Source organism: Streptomyces macrosporus, from assembly GCF_039533145.1.
GTDB classification, from domain to species: Bacteria; Actinomycetota; Actinomycetes; order Streptomycetales; family Streptomycetaceae; genus Streptomyces; species Streptomyces macrosporus.
In genome coordinates this window covers 70,447-93,073 of the sequence record NZ_BAAASZ010000005.1, presented here as the reverse complement: position 1 = coordinate 93,073, position 22,627 = coordinate 70,447, and the positions used below count along the sequence as shown (strand labels likewise).

Genomic DNA, 22,627 nt, shown 5'->3' with positions numbered 1-22,627 from the left:
CGGGCGGGGCGCCGACGACCGCGGCGCCGGCGCCGTCGCCGAAGAGCACGCTGGTCGCCCGGTCGTCGAAGTCGACGAAGCGGGTCCAGACGTCGGTGCCGATCACCAGCACCTTCGTCGCCCTGCGCAGCGTCACGTACGCCTGCGCGACGGACAGTGCGGTCACGAACCCGGTGCAGGCGATGTTCACGTCGAAGCACGCGGCCCGGTGCGCGCCGAGCGCGTACTGCACCAGGGAGGCGGTGGACGGGATGGGGGCGTCGCCGGTCGTGGTGGAGACGATGATGAAGTCGAGTTCGTCGGCGGTGAGCCCTGCCTGGTTCAGGGCGTTGCGGGCGGCGTGGACGGCCAGGTCGGAGGCGGCTTCGTCGGGTGCGGCGTAACGCCGCTCGAGGATGCCGGTGCGGTCGGCGATCCAGTCGGCCGAAGCGCCCGGCACCCGGGCCGCCACGTCGTCGTTGGTCACCGTCCGCTCGGGCAGGTACGCACCGGTGCCCAGGACGGTGACCGCCGCGCTCGTCCGGCTGTGCACGGCCCCGTCACCTCGCCCGTACGCTGTCGGGCGCGAAGGCGCGCATGAGGGTGAGCCGGTCCTCGCCGATCCGGGCCCGCCGCCGGGGGTCGGTCACCCCCAGGCCGGGGCGGTCGGCCAGGCAGAGCACGCCCACCTTGCCGATGTGCTCGTTGAGCTGGACCGACCGGGTCGCCTCGCCGACCTCCTTCAGCGGGTACAGCGAGGTCAGCGCCGGAACGATGCCGCCCTGGCCGAACAGCCGGGCGCAGTCGACCTGTTCCTGCAGGTTGGCGACGTGACTGCCGATGATGCGCTTGAGCCGCATCCACAGGTAGCGGTTGTCGAACCGGTGCTGGTAGCCGGTGCTCGATCCGCAGGTCACCACGGCTCCGCCGCGCCGGACCACGAACACCGAGACGCCGAAGGTGGACCGGCCCACATAGTCGAACGCGATGTGGGGGTCCTCGCCCACGCCCTGCCTGATCAGCCGCCCCAGCCGTTTGCCCTGCTCCACCACCGCCGCGGGATCATCGCCGGTGTCCCCGCCGAGGCCGATTTCCGCGCGGTTGATCACCAGGTCACAGCCCAGGGCGCGTGCGGCCTCCGCCTTCCGCTCGGAGCCCACGACGCCGACGGCTATCCCACCGCCGTTCTTCACCAGTTGGACGGCGTAGGCGCCGAGGCCTCCGGAGGCTCCCCAGATGAGGACCACGTCGCCCTGCTTCATCCGGGCTCCGCGGTCGCTCACGAGCATCCGGTACGCGGTGCCGGCGCAGGCCGGCACGGCGGCGGCCTCCTCCCAGGTCAAGTGGGCCGGCTTGGGGATGAGCTGACTGGCCCGCGCGATGGTGTACTCGGCCAGGCCGCCGTAGTTGGTCTCGAAGCCCCAGGCGAGCTGGTTCTCGCTGAGCATCCCGTCGGCCTGGGCCGAGGCTTCCTGGTCCTCGACGCAGGCGGCGTTGACCATCACGTGGTCGCCGATCCGCCAGCGCCGTACCCCATTGCCCACGCGCACGATCACCCCGGCCGCGTCCGAACCCAGGACGTGGAAGGGCCGGTCGTGCCGGGTCGCCCAACCGCCCTGCCGTCCGTACGCCTTGAGGAAGCCGAAGGTCGACATGGGTTCGAAGGTCGCGGACCAGACGGTGTTGTAGTTGATGGAACTGGCCATGACCGCGATCAGCACTTCGTCGGGCGCCAGTTCCGGCAGGGGAACCGGTCCCACGTGGAGGGTCTTGCGCACGTCGCGGTCGCCGGCGATGCCCTCGAACGCCTTCTCGTCCTCGATCCGCAGGTGCGCGGCGAGGAATTCGGCGGGCGGTTCGATTGCGGCCAGTTCCTCCGGTGCCGCGCCCGCACGTACCGCTTGGGAAAGTGACATGACGGCTCCTCACTCGGCCGCGGAGGACCGGAATCGTTGGTCCGTGATCAAATCGGGTGTGAGCTCGGCCGGGGACGCGCATCCGGTGAGTGCCAGGGCCAGGTCGAGCTCCGCCAGCAGGCAGCGCAGGACGTGCTCGACGCCCTGTTGTCCGGACAACCCGAGCCCGTACACGTAGGGCCGTCCGACCAGGACGGCGTCCGCGCCCAGGGCCAGTGCCTTGGCCACGTCGGTGCCGGAGCGGACGCCGGAGTCCATCAGCACCGGCACCCGTCCGGCCACGGCGTCCCGCACCGCGGGCAGGGCGTCCAGTGCGGACGTGCTGCCGTCGAGCTGGCGTCCACCGTGATTGGAGACGACCAGGCCCCGCGCTCCGTGCTCCACGGCCAGCCGGGCGTCGTCCGGATGCAGGATGCCCTTGACGAACACCGGCAGGTCGGTCACGTCGCGCAGCCAGGCCAGTCCGTCCCAGGTGGCCGCCGGGTCGATGGAGATCTCCGCCCAGCGCCGGACCATCGCCGCGGGCTCGGCGCCGTCGGGCAGTCCGGCGCGGAACGCGGGGTCGGTGGTGAAGTTGGCGATGCCGGTGCCGCGCAGGAACGGGGAGTAGGCGTTGTCGAGTTCCATCGGACGGAAGCCGAGGTAGGCGGCGTCCACGGTGACGACGAGCGCGGTGTATCCGCCGGCCTCGGCCCGGCGGACCAGGGACTCGGCGACCGCCCGGTCCGAGGGCAGGTACAGCTGGAACCAGCGCGGCACCCGGCCCGACTGCTCGGCCACCTCTTCGAGGGAGTGGGCGGCGAAGGTGGACAGGACGAACGGCACGCCCACCTCGGCCGCGGCCCGGGCGGTGGCGAGCTCGCCCTGGGGGTGCACCACCGTCTGCGCGGCCACCGGCGCGAGCAGCACCGGCGCGGGGAGCCGCTGTCCGGCCAGGCGGACGGTGAGGTCCCGGTGGACGGCGCCGCGCAGCATCCGGGGCACCAGCCGCCGTTCCTCGAACGCCGCGCGGTTGGCGCGGCCGGTGGCGCCGCTGCCCGCGGTTCCGGCCACGTAGGCGAAGGCGTCCGGCGGCAGCTTGGTGCGCGCGGTCTCCTCCAGTGTCGTCAGGTCCGTGGAGAGCGGCGGGCGCCGACCGTTCACTCCGGCCACCAGGATCTCCCGCACCAGGTCCGCGGGCGCCGTGCCGTTCGCACGGTCCCCGCCGTTCGCGCGTTCGGCGATGTCCGTGCGGATGTACCGGGTGAGCAGCGCCGCCGCCTCGGCCGCCCGTTCGGTCAGGGCGAAGTGGCCTCCGTGCAGCGTCTCCACGACGTGCTCCCCGGTGGTGTGCCGCGCCCAGTCCCGCATCTGCGCGACGGAGTTCTTCGGGTCGTCGGTCCCGACGAGCACGGTGAGGGGAGCCGCCACGGCGGCGTCGTCGCCGCAGCGGTAGCGGCGCAGCGCACGGACGTCGGCGCGCAACTGCCGCAGCACCTCGCCGATCATCTCGGGATCGTCGAGCACCGGTTCCGGAACCCCTCCCAGCCGCCGCAGTTCGCCGACGATCTGCTCGTCGGCGAGCGCGTCGACATCGGGTTCCGCCCAGTCCGCCGCGGGCGGGCGGGCCGCCGAGGCGAAGAGTCGGGTCACGGCGGCCCGCCCCCGGAGCAGGCGGGCCGTCTCGAAGGCCACGAGAGCTCCCATGCTGTGACCGAGCAGGAACAGCGGCCGGTCGTCGTATCCGGCGAGGGCCGTCGCCGCCTGGGCGGCCAGGTCCTCGATGGCCTCGGCGCACGGCTCGCTCCGCCGGTCCTGCCGGCCCGGGTACTGCACGGCGTGCACCTCGATGTCGTCGGGCAGGGCCGCCGACAGCGCGAGGAACGCGCTCGCGCCGCCGCCCGCGTGCGGGAAGCACACCAGGCGTGCCGTGCCGTCCCGGTGGTGGAACGTGCGGATTCCGTTCATGACCACGCTGCGTCGTCCTCCGTCGTCGGGCTCAGTTTGGTCAGCAGGCCGCGCAGCCGGTCGCACACGGCGGCACGCTGGGCGTCCCCCAGGGGGGCGTCGGCGATCGCGGTCTCCAGTCGGCCGATCTCGTCGAGCAGGGCCAGGGGCATGTTCCCCGTGTCGGGGTCCTGGAGTTCCTCGCGCAGCCGGTCCGCCACGTCGGCCGGGGTCGGCCAGTCGAAGATGAAGGTGGCGGGGAGTCGGACTCCGGTGGCCGAGGCGAGCCGGTTGCGCAGTTCCACGGCGGTCAGCGAGTCGAAGCCGATGTCGGCGAAGACGCCGTCCGGGTCCACCGCGGCGGCGGACGGGTGCCCGAGAACGGCGGCGACCTCCCGCAGCACCGTGTCCAGGAGCCGGTCGCCGGTTCCGGTGTCCGCCTCCGGCGGCGACCCGGCGGCGACCGTCGGCCGCTCGGCCGGGGTCGGTGCCGCCGCACCGGCCGTCCGCGCCCGGAGGTTCCCTCCCACGGCCACGGCCACCGGCAGATCGCGGCGGACCGCGGCGTCGAGCAGGGCGAGGCCCTGCTCGGGCCGCAGCGGTGCCACCCCCGCGCGGGCCATGCGGGCGATGTCCGGGTCGGTCAGGCCGGCGCCCATGCCTCCGGTGCCCTCCCACAGGCCCCACACCAGCGAGACGCCGGGGAGTCCGACCGACCGCCGCCACTCCACGAGACCGTCGAGGAAGGCGTTCCCGGCGGCGTATCCGGCCTGCCCGGGAGAGCCGAGGGTGCCGGCCAGCGAGGAGAAGGCGACGAACGCGGAGAGCCCGAGGGGCGCCGTGAGCTCGTGCAGGTTGAGGGCCCCGTCGACCTTCGGACGCAGAGTCCGGTCGAGCTGTTCGGGAGTCAGCGCCGTCAGCAGTCCGTCGTCCAGCGCACCCGCCGCGTGCACCACCCCGCCGACGCGGACGTGGTCGCGGGCCAGCGATGCGAGGGCGGCGGCCAGCGCGTCCCGGTCGGCCACGTCGCAGGCCACGGTGCGGACCTCGGCGCCGAGGTCCCGCAGGTCCGCGATGTCCCGTGCCGCGTCCGCGCCGGGAGCGCCGCGCCCCATCAGGACCAGGTGCCGCACTCCGTGCCGGGTCACCAGGTGCCGCGCGGTGAGCCGGCCGAGCCAGCCCAGCCCGCCGGTGATCAGCACGGCCCGGTCGACGTCCCACAACTCGTCGTCGTCCGGGAGGTCCAGCACGACCTTGCCGATGTGACGGGCCTCGCCGAGGTACCGGAACGCCTCGGGAGCGTGGCGGACGTGCCAGGAGGAGGTCGGTGGCGGTGTGAGCGCTCCCTGCTGGAACATCTCCCGCAGGGCGAGCAGTATCTCCTGGATGCGGTCGGGCCCCGGATCACGCACGTCGTAGGCGTGGTACCGGACGCCGGGGTGGCGACGGGCGACGTCCGCGGCGTCCCGCCGGTCGGTCTTGCCCATCTCCAGGAACCGTCCGCCGCGCGGCAGCAGGCGCAGCGAGGCGTCGGCGTACTCCCCGGCGAGGGAGTTGAGCACCACGTCGACGCCCGCGCCGCCGGTGCTCCGCAGGAACCGCTGCTCGAAGTCGAGGGTCCGGGAGGAGGCGATGCGTGCCTCGGGCAGACCGGCGGCGCGCAGGACGTCCCACTTGGCGGGGCTCGCCGTGGCGAACACCTCGGCGCCCAGGTGGCGGGCGAGCTGGACGGCGGCGGTTCCGACACCGCCCGTCCCGGCATGGATCAGAACGGATTCGCCCGGCCGGAGGCCCGCCACGTCGACCAGGCCGTAGTAGGCGGTGAGGTAGGTGACGGGGATCCCGGCCGCCTGGCGGAAGGAGCAGCCCGCCGGTATCGGGCACACCAGCCGGCGATCGGTCACCGAGACCGGTCCGACGCCGTAGAAGAGTCCCATCACCCGGTCGCCGGGACGCAGATCCGTCACGCCCGGGCCGACCTCGAGGACGACGCCCGCTCCCTCGCCGCCCTGTCCCGCGTCGGCGGCGTGCCCGTCGACGGAGGGCGGGATCACGCCCAGGCAGAGCAGGACGTCGCGGAAGTTCAGGCCCGCGGCCCGCATGCGCACCCGGACCTGGCCTTCCTCCAGCGGAGCGCCCGCCTGGGGCCAGGGCCGCAAGGACAGGTCGGCGAACGTCTCCTTGGCGACGTAGTCGAGATGCCAGTGCGGCGCCCCGGGCGGGGGGCGCAGCGCGTCGTCCGCCTCCCCGGCCGTGAGGGACGGGCGGTACGCGGTGCCGCCGCGCAGCGCGAGCTGCGGTTCGCCGGCCACGGCGGCGGCCTCCAGGACCTGCCGGGAACCCGGCGTCCCGTCCTCGTCGAGAAGGACGACACGATCGGGCTGCTCGGCCTGGGCCGAGCGCAGCATCCCCCATACGGCCCGGTGGGCGAGCGCGCCCGCGTGCTGCTCCGCGCCCACGGTGACGGCGCCGCGGGTGAGCACCACCAGCCGGGTGGCGGCCAGCCGGTCGTCGCCGAGGAGCTGCCGCACCGTGGTCAGGACCCGCAGCAGGGTGTTCCGTACGGTGGCGGCGTCCGCGGCACCGCCCTCGGCGGGCGGGCAGGGCAGCACGATCACATCGGGCGCCCGTTCGCCCGCGTCCAGCGCCGCGATCAGGGCGGCCGGATCGGGGTGGGCGCGCCGGCCGAGTCCCGGGTCGTCCGGGCCCAGCAGCGCCCACCGGTCGGTGCGGGGGGCGGTGGGCAGCCCGGGCAGCGGTTCCCACGCGGGCCGCAGCAGGCCGTCGGGCAGTTCGTCGGCGTCGCGGCTCGGAACCGGCCGCAGCGCCAGCGAGCCGATGGAGGCCACCGGTCGTCCGGCCGGGTCGGCCAGGTCGACGGAGAACGCGCCGTCGCCCACCGGCGCCAGCCGCACCCGGAGCGCGGTGCCGCCGGGGCCGTGAACACGGACGCGAGACCAGACGTACGGCACCAGGGCGCCCGTGCGCCCGGCGTCGTCCGCGGGGCCAGCGAGGGCGAGCGGGTGCAGCGCCGCATCGAGCAGCGCCGGGTGCAGCCAGTGGCCGCCGGGGCCCTGGGCCCGGTCGTCGGGCAGCGCGACCTCGGCGAAGATCTCCGGGCCGCGCCGCCACATCGCCCGTACCCCGCGGAAGCCGGGTCCGTACTCCAGGCCCCTCGCGGCCAGGTCCGCATACAGGTCGGCGGGTGGCACGGGCACCGGCTCGGCGCCCCGCGGGGGCCAGGCCGTCATGTCGTCCGCCGTGCCCCGCTCGTGGCGGGTGATCGTGCCGTGGGCGTTGCGCTGCCACGTCCCGGCCCCGTCGCGGCCCGCACGGCGCGAGTGGACCGCGACCGCCCGGCGGCCGTCGGCGTCGGGGGCCGCCACGGACACCCGCACGTCGATCCGGGTGTCCTGCTCGACGGTCAGCGGTGCTTCCAGGACGAGTTCCTCCACCATCCCGGCGTCCGTCTCGCGGGCCGCGGAGACCGCCAGATCGAGCAGCGCGGTGCCGGGCAGCAGTGTCCTTCCCGCGACCCGGTGCTCGGCCGGCCACGAGTGGGCCGCCGGGGACAGTCGGCCGCTCAGCAGCATCCCGCCGGTCTCCGGCAGCTCGGTCACGGCGGTCAGCACCGGGTGGTCGCGGCGGGTGAGTCCGGCCGAGTCCACGTGGTCGGCGGCCGGCCGCGGGGCGGGCCAGTAGGCGCGGCGCTGGAACCCGTACGTCGGCAGCTCGACCCGGCGGGCGCCCCGGTCCGCGAACACCGCGGCCCAGTCGACCTCGGTGCCGCAGGCGTGCAGCCGGGAGACGCCGGTCAGCAGGGTCCTGGTCTCCGGCCGGTTCCGCCGCAGCAGGGTGATCGGCTCGTGGTGAGCCCGCCGTCCGCCGCCGGCGGCGAGGCAGTCGGCGGCCAGAGACGTCAGGTCGCCGGTCGGCCCGAGTTCCACGAACCGGGTGCAGCCCAGCTCCGTGAGGGTGTGCACGCCGTCCTGGAAGCGCACCGTGCTGCGCGCGTGCCGGACCCAGTACTCGGGGTCCCCGAGCTCCCGCGCGGTCACCGGGCGACCCGTCAGGTCGGACACGACGGTCAGCCGCGGGTCCCGGTAGGAGAGGCGCTCGGCGACGGCCCGCAGTCCGTCCAGGGCCGGTTCCATCAGCGACGAGTGGAAGGCGTGGCCGACGGGCAGCCAGGTGGCCTTCCCGCCGGCCGTCTCGAAGCGCCGCACGCAGTCGCCGAGCGCGGCGCGGTCGCCGGAGAGCACGGTGGCGGTGGGCCCGTTGACCGCGGCCACCGCCACCCGCTCCTCGTATCCGTCGAGCAGGGCGGCGGCCTCTTCCGCGCCGGCCCGCAGGGCCACCATCGCGCCGCCCTCGGGCAGTCGCTGCATGAGCCGGCCCCGGGCCGCGGCCAGCTCGGCGGCGTCCTCCAGGGAGAGCACCCCGGCGACGTGGGCGGCGGCCAGTGCGCCGACCGAGTGCCCGAGGACCGCGTCGGGCCGAATGCCCCAGGACCCGAGGAGCCGGTACAGCGCGACCTCGACGGCGAACAGCGCCGGCTGGGTGTACCCGGTCCGGTCCAGCAGCGCGGCACCGGGAGCGTCCGCCGCCGCGAAGACCACGTCCTTCAGCGGCCGGTCCAGGTGGCGGTCCAGCACGGCGCACACGGCGTCGAAGGCTTCGGCATAGGCCGGGAACGCCCAGTACAGGTCACGGCCCATGCCGGGCCGTTGCGAGCCCTGCCCGGCGAAGAGGAACGCGGTCCGTCCCTCGGTCGCCGTGCCGTGGACGAGGTCCGCGGGCGGGGTTCCGTCGGCCAGCGCGTGCAGCCCGTCGAGCAGGGCTTCCCGGTCCTCGACGAGCAGTGCCGCGCGGTGTGGCAGGTGCTCGCGGGTGGTGGCGAGGGAGAAGCCGATGTCGCCGAGCCGCGCGGACGCCGCCTCGTCGGTGCCCGTCAGGTGCCGGTGCAACCGGTCGGCCTGGGCGCGCAGCGCCGTCTCGCTGCTCGCGGACAGCAGGCACGGCACCGGCGGCGGCGGCTCCGTCGCCGTCCGGGGCGCGGGCTCGGGTTCGGTGGCCTGTTCGAGGATGATGTGGGCGTTGGTGCCGCTGATGCCGAACGAGGAGACCGCGGCCCGCCGTGGCCGGCCGCGGTCCGGCCACGGAATCGTCTCGGTCAGGAGGGCGACCGTGCCGTCGGACCAGTCCACGTGCGGCGTGGGCTCCTCCACGTGCAGCGTCCGGGGAAGGACACCGTGCCGCAGCGCCATGGTCATCTTGATGATCCCGGCGACGCCCGCCGCGGCCTGCGTGTGCCCGATGTTCGATTTCAGGGAGCCCAGGTAGAGCCGGTCGTCCGCGGAGCGGGTGCGGCCGTAGGTGGCGAGCAGCGACTGCACCTCGATCGGGTCGCCGAGCCTGGTTCCGGTGCCGTGCGCCTCGACGGCGTCCACCTCGGCGGCGGACAGTCCGGCGTCGGCCAGTGCCTGCCGGATCAACTGCTCCTGGGAGGGGCCGTTGGGCGCCGTCAGGCCGTTGCTCGCCCCGTCCTGGTTGACCGCGGAGCCACGGATCACGGCGAGTACGGGATGGCCCGCGCGCCGGGCGTCGTCGAGCCTTTCGAGCAGCAGCATCCCGGCGCCCTCGGACCAGCCGGTGCCGTTCGCGGAGGCGGAGAACGCCTTGCAGCGGCCGTCCGGGGCGAGGCCGCGCTGCCTGCTGAACTCCATGAAGGGCAGCGGTGTCGCCATGACCGTCGCTCCGCCGGCCAGGGCCAGCGAGCACTCGCCCCGCCGCAGCGCCGAGCACGCCAGGTGCAGGCTCACCAGGGAGGAGGAGCAGGCGGTGTCCAGGGTGACGGCCGGGCCCTGCAGCCCGAGGGTGTAGGCGATACGGCCGGACGCCACGCTCCCGGCGCCCCCGGTGACCAGGAACCCTTCCAGTTCCTCCGGCGCCGGGGTCAGACGGGACAGGTAGTCGGCGTACATGACGCCCACGAAGACGCCGGTGCGGCTGCCGCGCACCGACCCCGGAGCGATGCCCGCGTGCTCGAACGCCTCCCACGACGTCTCCAGGAGCAGCCGCTGCTGCGGGTCCATCGCGCCTGCCTCGCGCGGGGATATGCCGAAGAACTCGGCGTCGAAGCGCGCGGCGTCGTGGAGGAAGCCGCCCTCCTTGACGTACGAGGTGTGCGGGGTGTCGGGGTCCGGGTCGTACAGTGCGGCCAGGTCCCAGCCGCGGTCGGTGGGGAACGGGCCGATCGCGTCCACCTCGTCGGCGACCAGCCGCCAGAGGTCCTGGGGGGAACCGACCCCGCCGGGGTAGCGACACGCCATCCCGACGATGGCGATCGGCTCGTGCTCGCTGCTCCTGAGCCGGTTGTTGACGGCCTGGAGACGCTGGTTCTCCTTCAGCGCGGCTCTCAGCGCCTCGACGACTTCTTGGGATGATGTGGACGCCATCGTGTGCTCTCTCCGTGTGTCCCCGCCGGGATGGGTCAGGACTCGCCGCCGCCGAGTGCCAGGCGGACCAGGTCTTCGGTGGTCATCGTGTCCAGAGGGCTCTCGCCGGCCGTCCGGTCGTCGGCGTCGGCATCGGGGGTGTCATGGGTGTCTCCCGCGTCCGGTCCGGCTGCCAGGTCGGCGCTCAGCCGGTCCGCCACCGCCGCGGGGGTGGGGTGGTCGAAAATCAGTGTGGGCGGCAGTTTGACCCCTGCCACCGAGCCGAGCCGGTTGCGCAGTTCGACCGCCGTCAACGAGTCGAAACCCATGTCCTGGAACTCGCGGTCGGCTGTCACCCGCTCGGGGGTGGCGTGCCCCAGGACGGCGGCCACCTGGGACCGTACGGCCTCGAGGAGCAGGTGGCGGTGTTCGTGCCGGGGCGCCCGGGCCAGCAGGTTCCGCAGGTGGGCGGCCGGGGCCGGGCGGTGCGCCGGCCCCCGGTGCGCGGCCGGAAGCAGGGCGCGCAACGGGACCGGCACCGCGTCCGGGTCCGCCTCTCCGAGGGCCAGTCGGGCGGCGGCCAGCACCGGCGGCCCGGTGGTGACGGCCGCGTCGAACAGCGCGAGGCCCTCCTCCGCGGACAGCGCCCCGATGCCCGAGCGGGCCAGCCGCCGCAGGTCCGTCTCGCCCAGGGACGCGGACATCGCGCTCTCGTCCGCCCACAGGCCCCACGCCACGGACAGCGCGGGCCGCCCTTCGGCGTGCCGCCGCCGGGCCAGGGCGTCGAGGACGGCGTTGGCCGCGGCGTAGTTGGCCTGGCCCGCCGACCCCAGGAGGCCCGCGAGCGAGGAGAACAGCACGAACGCCGAGAGGTCCAGGTGCCGGGTGAGCTCGTCGAGATGAACGGCGGCCTCGGCCTTCGGGCGCAGCACCCGCGCCAGCCGCTGCGGGGTGAGCCCCTCGACGACCGTGTCGTCCAGCGTTCCGGCCGCGTGCACCACACCGGTCAGCGGCCGGTCCTCGGGTACGGCCGCCAGGACGGCCGCCAGGGCCGCGCGGTCCCCCACGTCGCACGCGGCGACGGTGACGTCCACGTCCGCCCGGGCCAGGCCGGCGACGAACTCCTCGGCACCGGGCGTGTCCCTGCCCCGGCGACCGGTCAGCAGCAGGCGCCGTACGCCGTACCGCTCCACCAGATGGCGGGCCACCAGGCGGCCGAGGGTGCCGAGACCGCCCGTGATCAGGACGTGGCTGTGCTCGTCGAACGGCACGCCGCGGGGGTCGGGAGCCGTAGCGGCGGACGGCTGCCGCAGTACCGGGGTCCACATCCGTCCTACCCGGATCGCCAGTTGGGGTTCGTCCGAGGCCAGGGCGGGAGCCAAGGCGCGGACGGACTCCGGCCGGCCGTCCGTGTCGACCAGGGTGAACGTTCCGGGCCGTTCCGCCTGGGCGCAGCGGACCAGTCCCCACACGGCCGCTCCGGCGAGGTCCTGGCGCTCGGCGTCGGTGACCGCGACGGCGCCCTCGGTGGGCAGGACGAGCCGGGCGTCCTCGAAGCGCGCGTCGGCGAGCCAGGACCGCACGAGGTCCAGGGCGGCTCCGGCCGCCGCCTCGGTGGCGGCGCCGGGGGTCCCGACCTGGGAGGCGACGACCACGGCGGGCACGTCGGCGCCGTCGTCCAGGGCCCGGCCGAGCTCTGCCAGGTCGCGGTAGCCGCGTACGGCCACTCCGGCGGCGCGTACCGCCTCCGTCGTCCGGGTGCCGTCCGGGCCCACGACCGCCCACGGTCCGGCCGGGAGGTCCGCCGGTGGGTCCCGCCGCACCCACTCCGGGACGAGCAGGGCCGCGCCTTCGCCGCCGGCCGCGTCCGTCGGGAGCTCGCGCAGTGCGAGCGTGTCGGCACGGAAGACCACTGCGCCGGTCTCGTCGGCGACGAGCACCGAGCAGGTGTCGCCCTCGCCCCGGCGCAGGCGGACCCGCAGCGAGGTCGCGCCGGCCTCGTGCAGTGTCAGGCCGCTCCACGAGAACGGCACGACGAGCCGGGCGTCCTCCTTCCCGTCCGGGACGAGCGCGGCGTGCAGCGCGGCGTCCAGGGCGGCCGGGTGCAGCAGGAAACCCTCGTCCCGGGCCGCTTCGGGCAGGACGACGTCCGCGTACACGTCCGACCCGTGCCGCCAGGCGGCACGCAGCCCCTGGAAGGCGGGCCCGTACGCGTACCCGGACGCGGCCAGCGTCGCGTAGAGGCCGTCGACGGCGAGGGGGGTGGCCTCGGGGGGCGGCCACGGGACGAACGCGGCGGAGTCCGCCGTGTCCTCGACCGCCTTGTCCGGCTGCAGGACACCGGAGGCGTGGCGGGCCCACTGCGCCTGTGGTGCCCCGTCGGGTCGGGAGTACAGGGTGAAGGAGCGGGTGCCGTCCTCGGCGGGGGCGGTCACCATGAGCTGGATCGCGGTCTCCCCGGCCACGGTCAGGGGCTGTTCCAGGGTCAGGTCGGCCACCGCCGCACAGCCGGTCCGCCGTGCCGCGTACAGGGCCAGCTCGGCGACGGCCGCGCCGGGCAGCAGCGACCGGCCCGTGATGGTGTGGTCGGCGAGCCACGGCCGGCCATCGGGGTCGAGCCGCCCGGAGAACAGCCATCCCTGGCCGCCCGCCAGTTCGACGGCGTGGTGCAGCAGCGGATGGCCTCCGGTCGCCGGCGTGTCGGCCTGCGGGCTCTGCCAGTAACGCTCGCGCTGGTAGGCGTAGGTGGGCAGGGCCACGGTCCGTCCGTCGGGACAGAACCTCTGCCAGTCGACGGCCGCTCCGTTGACGTATGCCAGGGCCAGCGCCTCCAGGAACGTGCGTGGTTCGTCGCGGCCGCCGCGCAGCAGCGCGACGGCGGCGGCCGGCGCGTCCCCGGCCGGGCCGGCCGGCCACGACCGGACCGCGGCGCTCAGGACCGCGTCCGGGCCCAGCTCCAGCCAGGTGGTCACCCCCTGGTCCGCGAGGAAGCGGGCGCCGTCGAAGAAGCGGACGGTCTCCCGCGACTGCCGTACCCAGTACTCCGGGTCGGCCAGTTCCCCGGCGTCGGCCTGCCGGCCGGTGACGCAGGAGACGATCGGGATGTGCGGGGCGGAGTAGGCGATGCCGGACGCCACCTCGCGCAACTCGTCGAGGATGCCGTCCAGGTGCGGGGAGTGGAAGGCGTGGCTGACGCGCAACCGCTTGACCCGCCGTCCGGCGTCCCGCCAGCGCGCGGCAGTCTTCCGCACGGACTGCTCGTCGCCGGAGATCACCACCGCGTCCGGCCCGTTGATCGCGGCGATGACGGCCTGTCCCTCCAGCGTGGGCGCCACCTCGTCCTCGGTGGCCTGGATCGCCGCCATCGCGCCGCCCGCCGGCGCGGACTGCATCAGCCGCCCGCGGGCCGCGACCAGCCTGCACGCGTCGTCGAGGTCGAGGACGCCCGCGACATGGGCCGCGGCCAGCTCCCCGATGGAGTGTCCGATGAGGAAGTCCGGGACCACTCCGTACGACTCCACGAGCCGGTACAGGGCCACCTCCACGGCGAACAGGGCAGGCTGGGTGTACCGCGTCCGGTCCAGCAGCGCGGCCCGCTCACTCCCTTCCGGGGCGAGGAGCAGTTCGCGCAGCGGCACGTCCAGGTGCGGGTCCATGCGCTCGCAGACGGCGTCCAGCGCGGCCGCGAACTCCGGCAGGCTCTCGTACAGTTCGGCGCCCATGCGCGGGCGCTGGGAGCCCTGCCCGGTGAAGAGGAAGGCGGTGTGGCCCGCGCCCCGCGCGCGGCCGGTCACCAGATTGGGTGCCGGCACGCCCTGTTCCAGCGCCCGGAGTCCGTCGAGCAGTTCCTTCGGGTCGGCGCCGAGGACGACGGCACGGTCGGTGAGCGCGGACCGGGTGGTGGCCAGCGAGTACCCGATGTCGACGGGTGCCGGTCCGGTGTCCGAACCGGCGGCGGTCGCGAGGGGCAGCAGCCGGCCGGCCTGGTCGCGCAGCGCCGCGGCGCCCCGAGCGGTGACCACCCAGGGCAGCAGGGCGGGTTCCGCGGGGGTCCGGGTCCCGGTCGACGGCTCGGGCTCGGGGGCCTGTTCGAGGATGACGTGGGCGTTGGTGCCGCTGATGCCGAACGCGGAGACGCCGGCGCGGCGGGGGCGGCCGGTATCGGGCCACGGGGTGGCGTGGGTGAGGAGCCGGATGTCCGGGGTCCAGTCGACGTGGGTGGTGGGGCGGGTGACGTGGAGGGTCGGGGGAAGGAGGCCGTGCTCCAGGGCCATGACCATCTTGATGACACCGCCGATGCCCGCGGCGGCCTGGGTGTGGCCGATGTTGGACTTCAGGCTTCCCAGGTAGAGCGGGACGCTGCGGTCCTTGCCGTAGGTGTTGAGCAGGGCCTGCGCTTCGATGGGGTCGCCGAGCCTGGTTCCGGTGCCGTGTGCCTCGACGGCGTCGATGTCGGCGGCGGTGAGGCGGGCCGCGGCCAGGGCTTCCTGGATGACCCGTTCCTGGGAGGGGCCGTTCGGGGCGGACAGGCCGTTGCTGGCGCCGTCCTGGTTGACGGCCGAGCCGCGGAGGACGGCGAGCACCCGGTGGCCGTTGCGCCGGGCGTCGGACAGCCGCTCCAGCAGCACCACCCCCACGCCCTCGGCCCATGCCGTCCCGTCGGCGGAGTCGTCGAACGACCGGCAGTGTCCGTCCGCGGCCAGCCCGCGCTGCCGGCTGAACTCGACGAACAGTTCGGGGGTCGTCATCACGGTCACGCCCCCCGCCAGGGCGAGATCGCACTCCCCCTGGCGCAGTGCCTGCGCGGCCAGGTGCAGGGCCACCAGGGAGGAGGAGCAGGCGGTGTCCACGGTGATCGCGGGGCCCTGGAGTCCCAGGGTGTAGGACACCCGGCCGGAGACCACGCTCAGCGCGCTTCCCGTGTTCAGGCCCGAGCTGTAGTCGCTGTACATGACTCCGCTGAAGACCCCGGTCCGGGTCGAGTGCAGCGTCGTGGGGGCGATGGCCGCGTTCTCGATCGCCTCCCAGCTCGTCTCGAGGAGCAGCCGCTGCTGGGGGTCCATCGCTTCGGCCTCGCGGGGGCTGATGCCGAAGAAGTCCGCGTCGAACCGGTCGGCGTCGTAGAGGAATCCGCCGTGCCGGGTGTACGTCTTGCCGGGGCGCCCGGGGCGGGGATCGTAGAGCTCGTCGATGTTCCAGCCCCGGTTGCCGGGGAAGGGGCCGATGGCGTCCACACCGGCGGTGACCAGCTCCCACAGGTCCTGCGGAGTACGAGCGTCGCCCGGGTAGCGGCAGGCCATGCCGACCAGCACGACCGGATCGTCCTGGCCGTCCGCGGCCGGGGCGGCCGTCCCGTTCGCCGTGGCGGTGGTGTCGGGGACGTCGGACATCCGCGTGACCTCGGCGAGCAGCCGGTCGGTCAGGGCGGCCGGGGTCGGGTGGTCGAAGACGGCGGCCGCCGGCAGCCGGATGCCGGTGGCCGACTGGATTCGGCCGCGCAGTTCCACCGCCGCCAAGGAGTCGAAGCCCAGGGCCTTGAACGCCGTGTCCTCGGCGACCGACGAGGGGCCGTCGAGCGCGAGGACGGCGGCGGCGACGGACCGGACCAGTCCGGCCACCGTGCGCCGGCGCTCGGCCGGCGGCAGTCCGGCGATACCGCGGGCCCAGGTCGAGGCGTCGGTGCCGGCCGCCCCGGGGACGGCCACCCGACGGCGCGCGGGGGGAACGAGGGAGCGCAGCAGCGAGGGGACGGACGCGGTGTGCTCGGGGTCGCGCAGCGCGGACGGGTTCCACCGCGCCGGCACGAGCAGCGGCCGGTCCGAGCGCAGGGCCGTGTCGAGAAGTCGCATGCCGTCCTCGGCCGACAGCGGCAGCACCCCCTTGCGGGCCCATCTGGCCCGGTCGGCGTCGTCCAGCGAGCCGCTCATGCCGTCCGCGGTCTCCCACAGTCCCCAGGCCAGGGAGGTGGCGGGCAGGCCGTGCGCGCGGCGGTGGTGTGCCAGGGCGTCGAGGAAGGAGTTCGCGGCCGCGTAGTTGGCCTGGCCGGGACTGCCGACGACGCCGGCGACGGAGGAGAACAGCACGAAGGCCGACAGGGGCAGGTCCCGGGTGAGTTCGTGCAGGTGCCAGGCGGCGTCCGTCTTCGGGCGCAGTACCGCGTCGACGCTCTCCGGCCGGAGGTTCTGCAGCGTGGCGTCGTCCAGCACGCCGGCGGTGTGGATCACGGCGGTCAGCGGGTGGTCGTCCGGTACGGCCGACAGCAGCCGCTCCAGTGCGGACCGGTCGGCGACGTCGCAGGCGGCGATCGTGACGTGGGCGCCCGACTCGGCGAGTTCGGCGGCCAGTTCGGCCGCGCCCTCGGCGGCCCGGCCCCGGCGGCTCGCCAGCAGCAGTCGCCGCACCCCGTGCCGGGCGACCAGGTGCCGGGCCACCAGCCGGCCCAGGCCGCCGGTCCCGCCGGTGATCAGCACGGTGCCGTCGGCGTCGAGGACGGCGGAGTCGTCCGGGGCGGGTGCCGCGGGCGGGACGCGGTCCAGCCGCGGCGTGTACGGCTGCCCGTCGCGCAGGGCGAGGGGCTGGAGACTGTCGAGCGCGGCACCGGCCGCCGCGGCCAGTCGACGGGTGCCCGCGTCGCCGCTCCCGACGTCCAGCAGGGCGAACCGGTCCGGGTGTTCGGTGCGGGCGCTGAGCATCAGCCCGCGGACGGCGGCGCCCGTCGGATCGGGCACGTCCTCACCGGGAAGGACGGCCACCGCGCCGCGGGTGACCAGCAGGACGCGGGTCTCGGACAGGCGTTCGTCGCGCAGGCATCGCCGGGCCAGGTCCAGCGCCCGCCGAACCGCCCGGTGGGCCGCGTCCGGACCGGCTTGGCCGTCCTCGTGCGCGGTGCACACCAGAGCCAGCACGTCGGGAGCCGCTCCCCCGGCGTCCAGAGCGGCGCTCAAGGCGTCGGCGTCCCGGTGCGTGTCGACGGTGACGCCGCCCGCGGCGAGTGCTTCCGCCAGGTTCAGGGTGTCGGGGGCGAGCACGGCCCACCGCCCGGTGAGGCGCGGCCCGTCGGCGTCCGGGACCGGCTGCCAGTCGATGTGCCACAGTCCGGCGTGGTGCGCCGTACCCGGCACGGCGGCGAACGCGTCGGCGGGCAGCTGCCGGAGCACCGTCGAAGCCACGGTCAGCACCGGGGCCCCGGCGGGGTCGCTGACGGTCAGCGAAGCGGCGCCGGCGCCGGTCGGCGTCCATCGGACGCGCAGGGAGGTGGCACCCGACGCGTACAGGGTGACGCCGCTGAAGGAGAACGGCAGCCGCGGCTGCGCGGGGGCTCCGTCACCGCCGGTCGCACCGGTCCCGCCCGCTCCGTCGACGCCCTCGATGCCGTCGACGAGGAACAGCTGCACGGCGGCGTCGAGGAGGGCGGGGTGGATGCCGAAGCGGCTCGCCTCGTGGCGGTACGGCTCCGGCAGGGTGACCTCGGCGAAGAGTTCGCCGCCCAGACGCCAGACCGTGCGCAGGCCCTGGAAGGCCGGCCCGTAGTCCAGGCCCGCGGCGGCGAACCGCTCGTAGCGGTCGTCCGCCGGGATCTCCTGCGCGCCCGGCGGAGGCCAGGCGGCCGGCTCGCTCGTGGCCCGCGGCGTCTCGGCGGCGAGCACGCCCTGGGCGTGCTGCTGCCATGGCTCGTCGGTGCCGGCGGGACGCGAGTGCACTCGAAAGACACGGTCGCCCGACGGGTCCGGGGCGTCGACGGCGAGCTGGATCTGTACGGCGCCCTCGTCGGGGATGACGAGCGGGCTGTGCAGCACGAGTTCGGCGACATGGCCGTGGCCGATGCGGTCGCCCGCGTGCGCGGCGAGTTCGAGGTGGCCGGTCGCGGGCAGGACGGCCCGTCCGAGGACGGAGTGCTCGGCGAGCCACGGGTGGCTGCGCAGCGACAGGCGCCCGGTGAACAGGACCTCGCCGGAGCCGGCCGAGCCGACCACGGCGCCCAGCAGCGGATGCCCGGCGGGGTCCAGTCCGGCCGCGGTCACGTCCCGGACCGGCCGGTCGATCTCCAGCCAGTGCCGGTCCCGCTGGAAGGCGTAGGTGGGCAGATCGACCGGCCGAGCGCCGGCGAACAGGGTGTGCCAGTCCGGCGCGGCGCCGTGCGCGATCAGGTCGCCCAGCATGGTCAGCACGCCGCGGACCTCCGGGCGGTCCCCGCGTACGGCCGGGACGAGGAGGGAGCCGGCCGGGTCGGCGAGGCACGCCTCGGCCAGGGCGGTGAGGGTGCCGTCGGGGCCGATCTCCACGTAGCGGGTCGCCCTCAGCTCCTCCAGACGGCGGACGGCGTCGTGGAAACGGACCGTGCCGCGGACGTGTCGCACCCAGTAGTCGGGGTCGGTGAGCCGGTCGGCTCCGGCGGGCTCACCGGTCAGGGCGGAGACCACCGTCATCCGCGGCCGGTGATAGCCGACGCTCTCGGCAACCGCGCGGAACTCCTCCAGCATCGGCTCCGTCAGCGGGGAGTGGAAGGCGTGGCTGACGCGCAGCCGGGTCGCCCGGTGTCCCCTGGACTCGGCTCGCGCGGCGACGGCCGCGACGGCCGCCTCCGATCCGGAGACGACGGTCGCCGCGGGGCCGTTGAGCGCGGCGATGCCCACGTCGGCCTCGTGCCCCCTCAGCAGCGGCAGCACCTCCTCCTCGGAGGCGCGCAGCGCGAACATCGCGCCGGCCGGGCGCAGTTGTTGCATGAGCCTGCCGCGGGCCGCGACCAGCGCGCACGCGTCCTCCAGGGACAGCACCCCGGCGACGTGCGCGGCGGCCAGCTCGCCGACGGAATGGCCCGTCAGGAGGTCCGGAACGATGTTCCAGGACTCCAGGAGGCGGTAGAGGGCGACTTCGAAGGCGAACAGGGCCGGTTGGGCGAACTCCGTGCGGTTCAGCGTGTCCGCGTCGTCGCCGAAGACGACGTCCCGCAGCCCCGTGATGTGTGCGCAGACGGCCTCGAAGGCTTCCGCGAAGACGGGGAAGGCTGCGCACAGTTCCTTGCCCATGTGAAGGCGCTGGGCGCCCTGGCCGGTGAAGAGGAACGCGGTCTTCCCGCCGGTGCGGCCTGTTCCGGTCCGGACGTCCGGCCCGGGGCTGCCGTCCGCCAGCCCGGACAGCGCGGCGGTCAGTTCCGTCGAATCGGCACCGAGCAGCACGGCGCGGTGTTCGAAGGCGGTGCGGGTGGTCGCCAGGGACAGGCCGACGTCGTACGGGTCGATCCCGGGCCGCGCCTCGACGTGTGCCAGCAGCCGGCTCGCCTGTGCCCGGAGGGCGGACTCGCTGCGGCCGGTGACCAGCCAGGGGACGAGGGGCAGCCGGTCACGGGACCGGGCCGGCTCGGCGGCCTCGGCACGCTCCTGCGGCACGGCTTCGAGGATCAGGTGCGCGTTCGTGCCGCTGATGCCGAAGGACGACACCGCCGCCCGGCGCGGACGGTCCGTCTCGGGCCACTCCCGCGGCCGGGTCAGCAGCCGTACCCCGCCCGCGTCCCAGTCGACCCGGGAGGAGGGCGTGTCGATGTGCAGGGTGGCGGGCAGCGTGCCGTGCCGCATCGCCAACACCATCTTGATCACGCCCGCGACACCGGCGGCTGCCTGCGTGTGCCCGATGTTCGACTTGACCGACCCCAGCCACAACGGGCGGTCCTCGGGACGGTCCTGCCCGTATGTGGCGATCAGGGCTTCCGCCTCGATCGGGTCGCCGAGCCTGGTCCCGGTGCCGTGCGCCTCGACCGCGTCCACGTCCTGCGGGTCGAGCCGTGCGCTCGCCAGCGCCGCCTGGATCACCCGTCGTTGCGAAGGGCCGTTCGGCGCGCTCAGGCCGTTCGAGGCCCCGTCCTGGTTCACCGCGGAACCGCGTATCACCGCCAGCACCCGGTGCCCGTTGCGCCGCGCGTCCGAGAGCCGCTCCAGCACCAGCATCCCGGCGCCCTCGGCCCAGCCGGTGCCGTCCGCGGCGTCCGAGAACGCCTTGCAGCGCCCGTCCGCCGCGAGGCCGCCCTGGCGGGCGAACTCCACGAACAGGCCGGGATCGGCCATCACGGTGACTCCGCCCGCCAGGGCGAGCTCGCACTCTCCGCCGCGCAGTGCCTGCGCGGCCAGGTGCATCGCCACCAGCGAGGAGGAACACCCGGTGTCCACGGTGATGGCGGGGCCTTCCAGGCCGAGGACGTAGGAGACCCGGCCCGAGGCCACACAGGTGTAGGTGCCGGTGACCAGGTATCCGCCGGCCGCGTCGTCCGCCTCGTGCAGCCGCGGGCCGTAGCCCTGCGCCATCGTGCCCAGGTACATCCCGGTGGAGCTGCCGCGCAGCGCCGCCGGGTCGATGCCGGCCCGTTCGACGGCCTCCCACGCGGTCTCGAGCACCAGCCGCTGCTGCGGGTCCATGGCCGCGGCCTCGCGGGGGCTGATGCCGAAGAATCCGGCGTCGAACCGGTCGGCGTCGTGGAGGAACCCGCCTTCTCGCGGATACGGGCGTTCCGCGTGCTCCGCTCCGTCGCCGGGCGTGTCGGGCCAGCCCCGGTTGTCCGGGAACGCCGAGATGACGTCCCGCTCGTCCATCAGCAATCGCCACAGGTCCTCGGGCGAGGCCACCCCGCCCGGGTACCGGCAGGCCATGGAGACGACGGCGATGGGTTCGTCGGGTGTCGCGGCCCTGCGTCGGGTCGTCCGCCGGGCGGGGTCGCCGCCGGTCCGCGCGGCCGCCAGGTGGGCCACCAGCCGTTCCGGTGTGGGGTGGTCGAAGAGCAGTGCGGCCGGCAGGCGCATGCCCGTGGCGGCGGCCAACCGGCCGCGCAGCTCCACGGCGGTCGCCGAATCGACGCCCAGCTCCCAGAATGCCTCGGTGGGCCGGATGTCGCCCTGGTCACGGCCCAGGACCAGGGACAGCTCGGAGAGCACGAGGTCCATGAGGGAGGCGGCGGCGTCCTCCTCCCCGGGGTCGGGGAACGGTGGTCCGTCGGGTCCGGGCGCCGCACCGGGTTCGTCCGGGGGCAGGGCCGCCGCCACCGCGTCCGCGGGGAAGGCCGGGGTCCAGTCGACGGCCGCGCCGGCGGTGTGCAGCTCGGCCAGGCAGGTCAGGATGCGGCGCGGACCGCTGTCGCCGCGGCGCAGGGTCCCCACGACGACGGCGTCCGACGCCGCCTCGTCCAGCGTCTGTCCGAGCGCCATGGTCACCACGGGGTGCGGGCTGATCTCGACGAAGACGTCGTGGTCCGCCAGCGAGCGGACGACCCGGTCGAGTTCGACGGTCCCCCGCATGTTGCGGTACCAGTACTCGGCGTCCAGCGACCGGGTGTCCAGTCGCCCGCCCGTCACGGTCGAGTGGAAGGGCACCGTCCCCGTGCGCGGCCGCACGGGCGCGAGCACGCTCAGCACCTCCTCGCGCACCTGCTCGATCTGCGGGGAGTGGGCCGCCACGTTGACGGCGATGCGCTTCGCCCTGACTCCGTCGGCGGTGAACTCCTCCAGCAGCCGGTCGATGACGTCCGGGTCGCCGGACAGCACGACCGAACGCGGCCCGTTGACCGCCGCGAGCGCCAGCCTTCCCGGCCACCGGGCCGGCAGCGACTCGACCTGTGCCGCCGACAGCGGCACCGAGATCATCGCGCCGCGGCCGACGATCGGGATCTGTGCCTTGCTCCACAGCGCCACCACACGGGCTCCGTCCTCGAGGGACAGGCCGCCCGCGACGACGGCCGCGGCGATCTCGCCGTTGCTGTGGCCGACCACCGCCGCCGGCTCGACGCCGAACGACCGCAGGAGGTCGGCGAGCCCCACCATGACGGCGAACAGGGCGGGCTGCACGACGTCGTCACGGTCCAGGGAGGGAGCGCCCGGCGCCGCCCGCAGCACCTCTTCGAGGGACCAGTCCACGTGCGGAGCGAGCGCCCGGGCGCACGCGTCGATGGCGGCCCGGAAGACGTCCGAGCAGTCGAGCAGATCGGCCGCCATGCCGGCCCACTGGGAGCCCTGGCCGGGGAAGACGAACACGACGCGCTCACGTTCGCGCGCCGTCCCGTTGATCCGGCACGCCGTTGCGCGGTCCGCGGCGAGCGCGGACAGCTCGGTGGCGAGCCCCTCGCGGGTGTCGGCCAGAACCACCGAACGTGCACGGGCCGGGCTGCGGGACCCCGCCAGGGCGAGCCCGAGATCCCCGACGGTGTCCTCGCTCCGGGTGAGGTGGGCGAGCATCCGTCCGGCCTGCGCGCGCACGGCCGCCGTGGTGTCGCCCGAGAAGATCCAGGGGATCCACCCGCCGCGGAACGAACCCTGTGCGGTCACCTGCTCGACCTCCTGTCTCCGGGCCTTCTCGGCAGACACGCGATTCCTCACTTCGGATCAGCGGCGT

The 22,627-nt window shown here is 75.0% G+C and carries 5 protein-coding genes; all 5 read right to left on the bottom strand.

What is annotated here, in order from left to right:
* Positions 1-532 (bottom strand): 3-oxoacyl-ACP synthase III family protein (locus tag ABD335_RS02590; protein WP_425583529.1); only part of this gene is annotated, 532 nt, incomplete at its 3' end.
* A gap of 7 nt (positions 533-539) precedes the next feature.
* Positions 540-1,895 carry a crotonyl-CoA carboxylase/reductase gene (gene ccrA, locus ABD335_RS02585; RefSeq protein WP_344320373.1) on the bottom strand — a complete coding sequence of 452 codons (1,356 nt, stop codon included), beginning with the start codon at positions 1,893-1,895 and terminating at the stop codon, positions 540-542.
* Between the two features lie 9 nt (positions 1,896-1,904).
* Positions 1,905-3,842, bottom strand: coding sequence for an alpha/beta fold hydrolase (locus tag ABD335_RS02580; protein WP_344320434.1), 1,938 nt, complete (start codon positions 3,840-3,842; stop codon positions 1,905-1,907).
* Complete coding sequence (locus tag ABD335_RS02575; RefSeq protein WP_344320372.1) at positions 3,839-10,279, bottom strand: type I polyketide synthase; 6,441 nt, start codon at positions 10,277-10,279, stop codon at positions 3,839-3,841. The genes ABD335_RS02580 and ABD335_RS02575 overlap by 4 nt, the downstream gene beginning before the upstream one ends.
* 35 nt (positions 10,280-10,314) lie before the next feature.
* Positions 10,315-22,599, bottom strand: a complete 12,285-nt coding sequence (locus tag ABD335_RS02570; RefSeq protein ID WP_344320371.1) for an SDR family NAD(P)-dependent oxidoreductase — start codon at positions 22,597-22,599, stop codon at positions 10,315-10,317.
* Between the last annotated feature and the right edge of the window lie 28 nt (positions 22,600-22,627).